The organism is Bacillus sp. BP-3 (assembly GCF_028401955.1).
In the GTDB taxonomy this organism is placed as follows: domain Bacteria; phylum Bacillota; class Bacilli; order Bacillales; family Bacillaceae_G; genus Bacillus_A.
In genome coordinates this window covers 140,137-153,080 of sequence record NZ_JAQOTJ010000008.1, presented here as the reverse complement: position 1 = coordinate 153,080, position 12,944 = coordinate 140,137, and the positions used below count along the sequence as shown (strand labels likewise).

Genomic DNA, 12,944 nt, shown 5'->3' with positions numbered 1-12,944 from the left:
CCTTAGTCTTTATGAAAAATAATTCTTCCCTGCCAGTTTAGTTTATCACCCAAAGTATATATTGTAAAAATATGTATTCATTTCTTGAGCTATTAATATAAAGTGAAACTTTAATCAGTGGGGGTTTTCTTCATCCCCCACTGATTATCAGCCCTCACTGATTATCAGCCCTCACCAATCGGGCTTTTACGGGCAGTTTATCTCCCACCTAACTTCTTAAGAAAAGCGGAAGCGGCTTGCTCAGAATCGCAGGACGTTGGAGCACCCGACAGAGAGGCGCTTTTTGCCTCGTCCGAGGGGGCGAAACGACCGGAGATTCTAGCCGCTAGAGCTGGACAATGCTTTTGCTGAATTTTGAGGTGGGAGTATTACTGCCCGTTAATGCGGGATAAATAAGAAAAAAACTGCCGTATCATATCGCAGTTTCTCTCATTCATATTTCTATAAATAATAATTAAACATCCCTACCATCTTTTCCTTACACTTCTCTAAAAAGGACAAATTGTTTAAGAATGATATCGTCATTTCTTTTGAATCTTGAATATCTTGCGCTAATGCTTGATTTAATTGTTGTAAAATAGGACCGCCCTTTATATAGAAGTTCATCTCATCATTGATATGAAAGCTGCGCGGGGTAAAATTTGCTGTTCCTATAACAATTGTTTCATTATCAAACACCATAGCTTTCCCATGAAACATCCCTTTTTTATATCCATATACAGAAATGCCATTCTCGACTGCTTGACGAATATAAGGATAGGCAGCTTCTTTTATAAAAGGAACATCCGGCTTATAAGACCACAATATTTTAACAGAAACACCCCTCTGCCTCGCTTGAATTAAAGCATTCATAAGTTTTTCATCTTTTGGTATAAAATACGGAGTGGTAATCACAATAGATTGTTTTGCCTGCTTTATTAATTCAATATACTTTTGGATTAGACCATGGCCATTATAACTAGTTAATGTATGTAACGTTTTCCCTGGGGCACTCTGTTGCGAAATACTTGTTATCGCTTCAGAAGTATCACGTTTCCAGTCTGAGGCAAACTGTTCTTCTAAATCTCTCACCCCTTCTCCTATTATTCGCATATGATAATCTCGCCAATATCCAAATTTCTTATTTTTCCCTAAATATTCATCTCCTATGTTAAAACCACCACTGTATCCTATTTTTCCATCAATTGTTGTAATTCGGCGGTGATTTCGATGATGTAGCGAATAAAAAAAGAATGGCAATTCAGCTTTTCTACTATATGTAAAATGAACACCACTTGCTTGCAATTCATTTTTCATTTTTCTTTTGAAAGACAAATCATTAATCCGATCGATTGCTAGGTATACTTGTACACCCTCTTTTGCTTTTTCTTTCAACAACTCCAAAAAAGTATGACTGCTTTTATCATCTGAAATGATAAAGAAATAAGTGAGAATCGAATGTTTCGCCTCTTTTATATCAGAAAATAGCTGCTGATACAAAGATTGCCCCTCAACATATAGTTGGAAATCACTATAGTGAAGTGCATATTCTTTCGTTTGATTTTTTTTCGCTTCTATCTTTCTTCCCAGTGTAACATCAACATGCATACAAACGAGTAGAAGAATGAATATAGCAATAATAATAGAAATAATCCGAAGTATTTTTTTCACCATTTCGATTTCCTTCCGCACAAAATAATTGTTTCTACATAGTATTTCAGCAGAAGTTATTTTTAATGCTCGTTTACAGGTCGATTCATATTATTTTTTACTATTACATATACATACGGGAGGAACAGATGAAAAGTCTTAACACAAAATCACTTCTCGATGAATTAAACGAAAATAGAAACGTGATTCAAAAAAGAAATATTCATACTACACTAATCTCAGGTGATGGAGAAGAAACGATTAAATATATACAAGTAGTTCCACCTCATTCTAAAGAAAAATGGATAGATGGAAAGGTAGTAGGAGACATAACTACCAAATTTGGTGATGGAAATGTTACCACAAATAGTGTGTTTCTTTTAGACGGGGACAACTACATTGTGCAAGGAACACACAATGTAGTCTTGTATAAATGCATACCTATATTACAAAGGATTCTTTAGTTAGCCTACGAAAAAAAGGGGGGTAGCGTCAAACTAAGTAGTTCTGTTATTGTGGAGAAAACCTAAAATAATATAATAAGCTAAATAACATTTGAATTCACAAGTTAAATCACAGAGTAACTAACGCGCAAACAAGCTCAGGGTTTAGTGCTCTGAGCTTGTTTTTTAAGGAGGACTTCTTAATTAAAGCACTCCGTTAGCACAATAAAATTAGTAAGAATTGTAGTCATTATATATCATACTTTTTAAAAAATCTATTTTTCTAATATCTTTATTATTATTTTTATCTGCTCGATAACTATCCTTAGATGAAGACTCGTAAACACGTAAATATTGCTCAGGATTTAGTAAATAATACTTTATGTCTCCATTTTTATGTATTTCTAAATACTCTAATTGTACTCCTGCAAAATTTGGTAAAGTGTCAATAATACCGAACTCAACTGATAATCCCTCTTTAGAGAACTCATGTTCATGCAAATCAATTAGGCTATATTCCATTGAAGTCATGACTTTCACAATATCATTCCAGTTATGTATAGATAGTTCAGGTGGCACTTCCCACCCTCTTTTATCACCAGGTACATGAACATCTAAGTCTTGGGCATCCCAGCTCTTTCCTGTAATGACTTCTAAACCAACCGAACCCATTAACAATGGAATAATTTCAATATCATTTAGTTTTTTTGCAATTTTAATAAACTCATCAAACTTGTGATTATCCATTTGCCCCTCCACTTTTTTTAACTTTACCGAACTAGGTTCAACAAACCTGTCCATTAACTGAACAATGACAAATTTGCTTCTCTTTACACCTTAACATAAATTACCTATTTTTTGTTTATTTTTCACATCTCAAATAACACCCTGAATTGCACCCAAAATAACCAAGTGACAATAACTATTGTCATCCTGCTAATCGGTATGCTGTTTTACTAGTTAACTCGATAACGAAAGCAGATAGAGCCTTTACATATCAATAAAAAATCGAGTATAAAACCGTTACGATTTCACACTCGATTTCGAATGCTAATTCTAGTGTTTTTCCACGTTATCTGAACTACTTAGCTTAAATAAAATTCCTAGCATCGTTATTACGCCCAAATTTATAAATAGCAATTAAGAAAAAGGAAATGGCAAATGCGAATAAGATTAAAATGTTTAAATATATGTCTGCAAACTGCGTTCCTTGCTGTAATTTCATAATTGTATCTAATAACCAACGCTGCGGAAGAAATTCAGCAATTTTTTGTACTGATGCTGGCATAATGTCAAATGGAAAGAAGCATCCCGCAAGCAAACATGTCGGTGTAATAATAATATTTTGCATTGCATTTGCTGAAGCTGAATTTTTCGCAAAAGATACAATCGCTAACGATAAACCAATTGCAATTAAACCAAATATCATCAATAATCCAATCATAACAATTAACGGTATATTGGGATCAATATGAAATACATTGGTCATAAACAGTACCGTTACAATGATTTGCACCATCATGATAACCATATTAACAGCAACGTTAGATAATATATATTTTCTCCCATCTATCGGTGTCGACAATAATCTAAAATACGTTCTATTTTCTTTTTCTTTCAAAATGAGTTCTGAAAAATTCACCGCTGAAAATAGCATAAACATCATGAGATAACCAACTGTTTGATTCGTCATATCTTTATTTTTCGAAGTATCCTTAAGCGTATGGGCTGTTAACTTGAACGAATTTTTTTGATAACCTGTATACATCTGATCAAACTTACTTTGATCATCTTTCGCTACTTTACTTATTGCCGTTATATTATCAATATAATTATACAAATAAGATTTGATAAAACTTGTGATTTGCTCTCCTTTAATGGAAGAGACTTCAATATGACTGGGTTTACCGTCACGAACACTTTGCGAAAAACCAGAATCTAATGTAATCACTGCATCAAGTTTTTTTGAGGCAAGGTTCTCTTCGATTTCTGATGATTGAATTTTACTTACTTTTACATGATCTAATCCTTCTATAAATTTCACCGTATCATTTGCTATATACTGATTTTCATGATTTACAACCCCAATACGCAATGTCCCCTGCCCTACGTTTCCATAAATCAGAAATGAAAGTAATGCTCCTGCTATTGGCAATCCAATAATAATAAGTAATCCTTTTTTATTTTTCAAAAGTACAGATAATGTTTTTTGTATGAGCCATAAAATATCTTTCATATTATAGCCCCTCCCGTCTGCGTAATGCGATAATCGCAATCAATAAAAACAGTGCTGAAATTCCAAGATTTAATGAAATTACCGGAAATGCTGCTCCTAAATCATTCGCATAAATAATTTTCATAATCGCTGTATTTGCCCATGTTAATGGCGACATGCTTGTAATCATATTTTCTTCGACTACAAAATATGCTCCGCCAAAAAATGAAGCTAACTGTACAACAACCATAATAACCGCTCTAGCTGCCTCACCTGTTTTCATAATATATCCCATTCCTAACCCAAAGCTAATCGCAAGTAATACTTCTGTCAGTAGAATAAGAAACACTACGCCAAGATGGTCGCCCCAATTTGCCTGATATACAAACTTACTAAAGAAAATAATAGGAAGTAGACAAAGTCCATTTGTGACAAGACTACCTAATATTTTTCCTATGAAAATCTCCGCTTTACTAACAGGCGCTGCAATTAAACGCTCTCCTGTTTTGCGTACTCGCTCTTCTCGAATCAGAGAACTTGCTCCCATCGCTCCGTACAAGGCAATCATTGTCGTCACCACAACCGAATAATAATCCATAGAACTTGGTTTTTTAGCAGCTTGTAAGGATGTCTCTTGTATATAATCATCATGATTTCCACTTGAAATTACTGTACTCACTTTCCCAGGATCTACTTTTGCGACTTCAACTGCTACATTGTACTTATCGACAAATGTAGTAAGCATCCCTTGGAGAATACTTCCTTCAATGCTATTTCGATCACTTTCATATAATTTCACACCATCTTGATTCATTTCTACATAGCCAGCATATTTATTTTGTTTCACTTCTTCTTTTCCATCTACATCGGCTGAAACCTTTTTAAAGCGAATTCCCGATTTACTTGTTTTTTTTATAAACGCTTCAAATGACTGTAAGAATTTACTATCTGCTTCATCTTTATATAATACTTGTATATTTTTAATAGAGAGACTGTCACCATTAAATGCATTTGTTAAAGCCGTTCCCAAGATGAGCATAAGCACCACTGGGAATGCTAACATAAAAACTAATGTTCTTAAATCCCGAAACTCTTTTTTCAGTTGCGTGATAGCAATATTGAAGATGTTCAAGCGGTGAACCTCCTTTTCTATTTACTATTGATCTCGTAATTTTCTTCCTGTCAACGTCAGAAACACTGTTTCAAGGTTTGGTGCCTGTTCCTCTAATGATCGTATTTCTACATCGTGACTAATAAAATATTGAATGATTTTATTTAAATTATTCACTCCAGTATCAGAATTCACTTTAATTACGTTTTCTTCTACTTGAACAGCCTTAACACCACTAATTTCCTTCAGTTGGTTTACATCCATATTTTCAATTGCTTTTACTTCAATCCAAATATCTTTCGTATCAGTAATGATTGCTTTTAACTGTTCTTTCGTTCCTTCTGCAATAATCTTTCCATGATCGACAATCGCAATTTTCGTACAAATCTCTTCTACTTCCTCCATATAGTGACTTGTATAAATGATTGTGCTCCCCATTTCATTTAACTTTCGAACAGACTCGAGAATGTAGTTTCTTGACTGTGGATCAATTCCTACTGTCGGCTCATCCATAATAATTAGCTTCGGACGATGCGCAATTGCACAAGCAATGTTAAGTCTTCGCTTCATTCCACCAGAGAAATTTTTCGGGTAGCTTTTATGTTTATCACTAAGTCCTACAAACTGAAGAGCATCTTCTACTCTCGCTTTTAATTCCGTTCCTCTTAATCCATATAATCCCGCAAAAAACTTTACATTTTCATAGGCTGTTAATTCCTCGTAAATTGCTATGTCTTGCGGGACAATACCGATGTTCATTTTTGCAAAACGGTTATGCCGTTTTACATTTTTACCTAGTATGCAAATCTCACCTTCGTTACTTCGTAATAATCCAGCAATCATATTAATTGTTGTACTTTTACCAGCACCATTTGAGCCTAAAAACCCAAATATTTCGCCTTGTTTAATAACTAAAGACATATTATCTACTGCGATGAAATCACCAAATTTTTTCGTTAAGTTTTTGATTTCTAATGCGTTCATCATTTCACCCCTGTTTCAGTTTCTCTACTGTTATTATAAGTAAAAAGAATGAACCTGCTCAGTGCATAAGTTCATTCTTTCCACATGAGAATATTCACTTTTTTCACATGAAATCATTCATCTCACTTAATCTTTATTACATTGGCAATAGCATTGTTACAGAAAAACCATTTGTACCATCTACAATTATCGTCCCGTTAATAGAAGCTGTACGCTCTTCCATACCGATAATGCCGAGCCCTTTTTTCACTTGCGGTACACCATTCCCATTGTCTTTCACCTGCACCTTCACAACAGTATTAAGCACATGAATATCAATCGAAACAGCTGTGGCCTCAGCATATTTCATAGCATTCGTTAACGCTTCCATTACATTTTCTCCAATGATTTTCCATTGTATCGGCGAAATAGCTTCCAAATTCCCCTTATGTACAAATAGAATTTTCATATCATGTTTCACCGCAAATTCATCTATGAATAATTTCATACGATGAATACCCATTTGTTCAGTTGGTGGTTTCATATTTTTCAACGTAATTCTAATACTCTCAATTCCGTCTTTAGAAATATGAATGGCGTTTTGAAGCAACTCTGCCGATTTCTTCTTTTCAGTATCCATCAATCTTTTCGCAGCTTCCATTTGAATCAACGCAGATGTCATAGAGTGACCAATTTTATCATGAATTTCTTGTGATAATCGATTTCGTTCTTCTAGTTTAAATGTGTATTCCGATTGTCTGATGTATGCTTTATTTTCATTCAAGTTTTTTGTGAGCCTTTGCAAATCTTTTCGCATCATGTCATTTTCTGATTCGAGTTTACATAGCCTTTCCATATAAAGCTTGGCCATTGTAAAAACAACAAAACTAAATACAGCGATTAAACCGTATGTCATACGTATATTTTCCTGGGCAAACATAACTGGAAGAAGCATAATAAAAAGAAGCATCTCTCTTTTCTGTATGTAATAAGAAGTATATTCATATAAATTCAGCGGTAAAAATAAAAGTAATAACGGATGAATTTGTTTATACGAAACAGCTATAGTCACAATTGATATAAATATAATCACTTTTTTCACTGCATCTATTTTGAAAATGTAGATCGAAACATTTATACAAAGATACAAAAGTAACGTAAATACAATCCATGGCAAATTTGTAACATTAGAATGGACATAACCAAACACGATGTAAAGGAAAACGATAAGCTTACTAATAATCATCCAAAAATTCATTTTTTTATTCCACAGTTCCTGTTAAATAATAAATTGCAATTTGCGTACGATGCTCAAGCCCTGTTTTATTGAGAACTGACGTAATATAGTTCGCAATTGTCCCTTCTGATATAAAAAGCTGTTTTGAAATCTCTTTATTCGAAAAGCCTTTCGCAATCAGAGCAATAATACTAAGCTCTCTTTCTGTGAAAAGACTCTTATCTATTTTTGATCCTTCTTCTTTATTGCCTTGTAAGTTAGATTTAATTTTATTAAGAACTACATCTTGCATCACAGTATTGCCGTGATGAACACTTTTTATTGCATCTCGAATTCGCTCTGGATCATTATTTTTTAATAGATAACCTTTTGCCCCATTTTTCACTGCATCTAAAATGTATTCATCATCATCAAATGTCATTAAAATAAGCGGCTTTGTTTTTGTTTGTTCGCAAATTAATTTCGTCGCTTCCACGCCATTCATATTTGGCATACGTACATCTAAAAGTGCAATATCTACATCATGTTTTTGGCAATAATCCAAAGCCTCTTGTCCATCATTAACTGTTTCTAACACCTCAAATTCTTCGTATGTACTTAAAATGATTTTCATGCCTTCTCTTATAAAAGAATTATCATCAGCTATTATCACTTTTATTTTCATAGTTGTAAGTAAGTATTACCTTACTTACATTCACACCCTTTCAATATACAATTTTACTATTCTTCATTACATATTTCTTTAACATACTTCCGAAAGAAGTCCCTATCTTCAAGCGCGTAACAGACAATATCCACCTGGCTCTGTTATTCCTTACATGTTAATCGATCATTTAGATTTACAAGGTTTTATAAACAAATTAACTGTCCTATTTGATTACACTCTTCTGCAAACCATAGTGCTCCATCTGGCCCAAGTACAATTCCATGTGGTTCCGAGTTTTTGGTAGGAATTTGATATTCGGTAATTTCTCCATCCACCGTAATTCGCCCAATCCGATTTCCTGCCCATTCGGTAAACCAAAGTACTCCATCCTCCCCTGCAACAATAGCATGTGGCCGGGCATTTTCGGTTGGAATAGGGTACTCGCTAATTTTTCCCGATGTAGTAATTCTTCCTATTTTATTTCCGTTTATCTCTACAAACCATATTGCTCCATCTGGTCCATTCGTAATGCCTACTGGAGCAGAATTTATTGTAGGTATAGAATATTCAGTAATTTGACCAGATATAGTGATTTTACCTATTTTATTACCTTTGTTCTCCGTAAACCAAAGTGCCCCATCTGGTCCTGATACGATAAATGACGGATAAGACTCCGAATTAGGCAATGTATACTCAGTAATCTCACCTAACGATGATATTCTTCCTATCTTATTACCTGTAAGTTCCGTAAACCAAATCGCTCCATCTGGTCCTTCAGTTATTCCATAAGGTGCTGACTTTACAGTAGGTAACATATATTCAGTAACCTCACCTTGCATTGTAATCTTTCCAATCTGATCGGCCTTGTATTCTGTAAACCAAAGATCTCCATTCGCCCCAGATGCTATACATGAAAGCCCTGCATCTGATGTAGGAACGAAGTATTCCTGTATTTCACCGGTTATAGTCATTCTTCCTATTTTATTTCCCTTATGTTCCGTAAACCAAAGAGCTCTATCAACACCGACTGTAATCCCATATGGCCCTAATTCAGCCCTAGGAAGAAGATATTCATTAAATTTTATTTGCATTGAACTTCCCCCTTTTTGATTGATGCATGTACTTATTATATGAAAACAAACATTGTAAATATTTCCGTGAATGCAATTCCTTTCCCTTCATTACTTAGAAGAAAAACTACAAAAAATTACATCTCAACAAAATATTGAACTAAAACCCAATAAAAAACCTTGCACTGCTATATGGAAAGCTGTGCAAGGTTTTAATTTTTATCTTTTATAAGAATAAAGATGATATATATTTTTTCAGCAGTACTATTCAAATTATCTCATTATATAATCGCTTTTAACCCTTCTAAAACTAACCCAATCATAAATCCACAAACAGCTCCATTTACGCGAATCCACTGCAAATCTTTCCCTACATTATTTTCAATCATTTCAATTAGCGTTTGATCATCTAGCTTATCAAGATTTTCTTGTACAAGCTTTCCAATTTTAGAATGATTGTTTTCGACAAGGGTTACAATTTGTTTTTGTAACCAATCATCTATTTTTTGAATCGTTACTGGATCTTCTTTTACTTGATTCATTTGCGCCTTTAAAAATGAAAGAAGATATTTATCTATAAACTCTTCTTTTTTTACAAAAGCAACTGCTCTTTCCTGTACTTGAGCTAACAATTCTGTTATTTTTTCATTTGCTTTCCAATTTGCAATCAAACTTTCTTTCCAATTCTCTAACTCCCGCAATACTGCTTCACTTTCCTTTACACGGATAAGTTCTTGGCGAATCTTCATTAATATAAGTTGTCTTGTGCTATTATCAGGATTTTGCAAACTACTAATATTACTGATTATAAACTTCTGTAAAACACTTCCGATTTTTTCTTCATCTACAATATTCATAAAAGATTTAAGCGTAAACTGTAAAAATCCATCTACTTTTATATTTTCCATCGTTTTCATCCCTAAACTTCCGAGCTGATAACGCGCTTCATCTTGAACTGTCCACTCTTTTGCTTTAACTAACATAAAATCAAATGTTTTTTCATCGTATTGCTTTGCAACTAGTTGATCAATAAGAATTTGCAGGATTTCCCCTGTATGAATCGTATGTAAATACGTTTTTAATTCTTTTTCAATAACAATAGCTAATTTTTCAATATTCATTTGAAGAATCGCTTTTTCAGCAAGTTGCACAATCACTTTTTTCACGCTATCCGATTGCAACTCTTTTTCTGCAATTTGTAAAACGATTTGTACTAACTGCATCTCTTTCACTTTATTTGTTATACTTTCTTTCGTCAGCCAGTCATTTTCCAGTGTGGAAACAAGTCCTTTCGTAATTCGTTTCCGATTTTTTGGCAGCAGTGCTGTATGCGGAATTGGAATTCCCATCGGATGGCGAAACAGCGCCGTAACTGCAAACCAATCGGCAAGTCCGCCTACTAAACCCGCTTCAAATCCACCTTGTATGATTCCACCTGCTATCGTTCCTTGAATCGGAAGTGTTGCGGCAAACCCAACTCCCATCACTCCCAGGGAAATTCCCGCTATATATTTTGATTGTAATGACATTTCAATTGCACATCCTTCTTTATGTAAAGTAAACTTTTCAATCTATAATTAAATCCTTCAACAAAAGCGTATATCTATACTATAATGAATGCCATTAAAAACCACAAAGAATTCATTATAAAAACGAGAGGCCTTTGCACCCCTCGCTTTTATAATTTTATGATATTGTTAAAAATTCGGCAATTGGGCCCAGTACAAGTATTGGTAAAAATGTTAAAGCACCTACTATAAATATAGTACCAAGTAAGATTCCACCAAACAAACGACTATCGGTTTGAAACGTACCAATCGTTTCTGGTACAATTTTTTTCTTTTTTAATCCAACTGCAACAGCAAGCATCGTAATAATGCTAAAATAACGACCAATGTACATAACGAGACCTGTTGAAATATTCCAAAACGGTGTATTATCATTTAATCCTTCAAATCCAGAGCCATTATTCATCGCAGACGATGTATATTCATATATAACTTGTGTTAAACCATGAAAACCAGGATTCGAAATGCTGTCTGTTCCTAAATGTGTTGAAAAAGCAATTGCCGCAGCACCAAGAATAAGTAATGGCTGAGACACAATGGTAATAGCGATTAACTTCATTTCTTTCCCTTCTAATTTTTTATTCAGAAACTCCGGTGTACGTCCAACCATAAGCCCTGCCAAAAATACTGCAATCATTGCATACATGATTACGTTTATGAATCCGACTCCAATCCCGCCAAATACAGTTCCTAGAAGCATATTGACGAGCGGGACCATTCCTCCAATTGGCGTTAACGTATCATGTGTAGTATTCACGCCCCCCGTACCTGAAGCACTTGTAACAGTTGCATATAAGGCAGAAGATATAACGCCAAGGCGCATTTCTTTCCCTTCCATATTTCCTTGTGAACTTTCTACACCAATTTGATTCAACAACGGATTTCCTTTCAATTCAGATATGGCAAGTGTTGAAAATCCAGCGATAAACAAAATAAACATCGATACAAAAAAACTTCTTCCTTGTTTCCGATTTCCAACCATTCGTCCATATACAAATGGGAATGCCATCGGAATTAACATTTGCAGCATCATTTGAAGCACATTACTAATCATATTTGGATTTTCAAATGGATGTGCCGAAACTGTTCCAAAAAAACCGCCGCCATTATCTCCAAGTTCTTTAATAGCTAGTAAGGATGCTACTGGTCCGCGAGGAATCACCTGCTCCGTCTCTTCTAACGTTTTTGCGATAATTGTAGAATCCAACGTTTGCGGTGTTCCTAGCGCCAGAAAAATGAGTGCAGCTACAAATGAAATGGGTAACAGCACTCTTACAATAGATTGAACAAAATCAACAAAGAAGTTCCCTACTTTTCTACCTGCTAGCACACGAATAAACGTAATCCCAATCGACAGTGAAGTTGCAGGTGCTGCAAACATCATAAACGTTATCCCAGCCATTTGAGAGAAATAAGATAAATTACTTTCGCCCCCATAATGTTGTAGATTCGCATTTGTCATAAACGTAATGGCTGTATGCAATGCTAATGTTGGCTCCATTCCTGGAAAATGATTTGGATTTAACGGTAACATGCCCTGTAATCGAAATATAGAATATACAACAAGTATACAAAATAGATTCGTTATGATTAAACAAAACAAATAGCGCTGCCAGCTTTGACTATAGCCCTTTATGCCCGCGATTTTAAACAAAATTTTTTCTAGTGGATCAAATATCTTTTGAAATGATCCCTTTTGCTGAAAAACATTGTATATGTAATCCCCCATCGGCTTTGCGACAACTACAAATAGACAAATTGTAAGTAGACTTGTTAGCCAGTTCACTCTTTTCCTCTCCTCTGTTATCTCTATATTTTTCTCCATTAAATATAGAAAAATTTTTGTAAATATTTACCACAAAGAGAATAAAAGAAAACACTAGGCCGCACCTAGTGTTTTTTACACACAAGTCCCCCCTCTCAAAACGCTGACGAGGTTAGCTGTCGGATTCGGACCTTGAGAGTAGCCCTACCTAAAAAGGATTCACCCCGAGTGACAAAGCACAAAATTGGTTCCCCCGCTCCTATTGGATTAAGCGATATTGGTCTGTAAAATTTTCCA

At 34.6% G+C, this 12,944-nt stretch carries 10 protein-coding genes, 1 pseudogene and 1 riboswitch; of the genes and pseudogenes, 1 reads left to right on the top strand and 10 read right to left on the bottom strand.

From position 1 onward, the window contains the following. Nucleotides 1-441 precede the first annotated feature (441 nt). The gene (locus tag PLX19_RS14730; RefSeq protein ID WP_272189408.1) at nt 442-1,653 is read right to left on the bottom strand and encodes a phospholipase D-like domain-containing protein; all 1,212 of its coding nucleotides are present in this window, start codon (nt 1,651-1,653) and stop codon (nt 442-444) included. A gap of 152 nt (nt 1,654-1,805) precedes the next feature. Between PLX19_RS14730 and PLX19_RS14725 the strand changes: the two are divergent. Next, nucleotides 1,806-2,093: pseudogene (locus tag PLX19_RS14725) on the top strand (acetyltransferase); the annotation flags it as partial. Nucleotides 2,094-2,303: 210 nt separating this feature from the next. Here the strand turns inward: PLX19_RS14725 and PLX19_RS14720 are convergent. From PLX19_RS14720 to kdpA, 9 genes are all read right to left on the bottom strand, one after another. Further along, nucleotides 2,304-2,819: a phosphoribosylanthranilate isomerase gene (locus tag PLX19_RS14720; RefSeq protein ID WP_272189407.1), complete on the bottom strand. Its 516-nt coding sequence runs from the start codon at nt 2,817-2,819 to the stop codon at nt 2,304-2,306. Between the two features lie 343 nt (nt 2,820-3,162). Then, nucleotides 3,163-4,308, bottom strand: coding sequence for an ABC transporter permease (locus PLX19_RS14715; protein ID WP_272189405.1), 1,146 nt, complete (start codon nt 4,306-4,308; stop codon nt 3,163-3,165). 1 nt (nt 4,309) lies between these two features. Beyond that, on the bottom strand, nt 4,310-5,419 hold the full coding sequence (locus PLX19_RS14710; RefSeq protein ID WP_272189404.1) for an ABC transporter permease: 1,110 nt from the start codon (nt 5,417-5,419) through the stop codon (nt 4,310-4,312). A 24-nt stretch (nt 5,420-5,443) separates the two neighbouring features. Next, nucleotides 5,444-6,382 carry an ABC transporter ATP-binding protein gene (locus PLX19_RS14705; RefSeq protein WP_272189403.1) on the bottom strand — a complete coding sequence of 313 codons (939 nt, stop codon included), beginning with the start codon at nt 6,380-6,382 and terminating at the stop codon, nt 5,444-5,446. Nucleotides 6,383-6,518: 136 nt separating this feature from the next. Further along, a complete protein-coding gene (locus PLX19_RS14700; RefSeq protein ID WP_272189402.1) occupies nt 6,519-7,619 on the bottom strand; it encodes a sensor histidine kinase in 1,101 nt (366 codons plus the stop codon). A 4-nt stretch (nt 7,620-7,623) separates the two neighbouring features. Further along, a complete protein-coding gene (locus PLX19_RS14695) occupies nt 7,624-8,262 on the bottom strand; it encodes a response regulator transcription factor (RefSeq protein ID WP_272189401.1) in 639 nt (212 codons plus the stop codon). A gap of 185 nt (nt 8,263-8,447) precedes the next feature. Then, entirely contained in the window at nt 8,448-9,335 is an 888-nt protein-coding gene (locus PLX19_RS14690; RefSeq protein WP_272189400.1) for a Vgb family protein, read from the bottom strand. Between the two features lie 260 nt (nt 9,336-9,595). After that, nucleotides 9,596-10,843 (bottom strand): DUF445 domain-containing protein, encoded by a 1,248-nt coding sequence (locus tag PLX19_RS14685; RefSeq protein ID WP_272189399.1) that lies wholly within the window; start codon nt 10,841-10,843, stop codon nt 9,596-9,598. Nucleotides 10,844-11,000: 157 nt separating this feature from the next. Further along, entirely contained in the window at nt 11,001-12,668 is a 1,668-nt protein-coding gene (kdpA, locus tag PLX19_RS14680) for a potassium-transporting ATPase subunit KdpA (protein WP_272189398.1), read from the bottom strand. Between the two features lie 124 nt (nt 12,669-12,792). Continuing rightward, nucleotides 12,793-12,931: riboswitch (cyclic di-AMP (ydaO/yuaA leader) on the bottom strand. Nucleotides 12,932-12,944: the final 13 nt, after the last annotated feature.

What these genes read in the sequence shown, in the direction of transcription:
- PLX19_RS14730 (WP_272189408.1), bottom strand. Translation starts at nt 1,653, where the DNA reads ATGGTGAAAAAAATACTTCGGATTATTTCTATTATTATTGCTATATTC.
- PLX19_RS14720 (WP_272189407.1), bottom strand. Translation starts at nt 2,819, where the DNA reads ATGGATAATCACAAGTTTGATGAGTTTATTAAAATTGCAAAAAAACTA.
- PLX19_RS14715 (WP_272189405.1), bottom strand. Translation starts at nt 4,308, where the DNA reads ATGAAAGATATTTTATGGCTCATACAAAAAACATTATCTGTACTTTTG.
- PLX19_RS14705 (WP_272189403.1), bottom strand. Translation starts at nt 6,382, where the DNA reads ATGAACGCATTAGAAATCAAAAACTTAACGAAAAAATTTGGTGATTTC.
- PLX19_RS14700 (WP_272189402.1), bottom strand. Translation starts at nt 7,619, where the DNA reads ATGAATTTTTGGATGATTATTAGTAAGCTTATCGTTTTCCTTTACATC.
- PLX19_RS14695 (WP_272189401.1), bottom strand. Translation starts at nt 8,262, where the DNA reads ATGAAAATAAAAGTGATAATAGCTGATGATAATTCTTTTATAAGAGAA.
- PLX19_RS14690 (WP_272189400.1), bottom strand. Translation starts at nt 9,335, where the DNA reads ATGCAAATAAAATTTAATGAATATCTTCTTCCTAGGGCTGAATTAGGG.
- PLX19_RS14685 (WP_272189399.1), bottom strand. Translation starts at nt 10,843, where the DNA reads ATGTCATTACAATCAAAATATATAGCGGGAATTTCCCTGGGAGTGATG.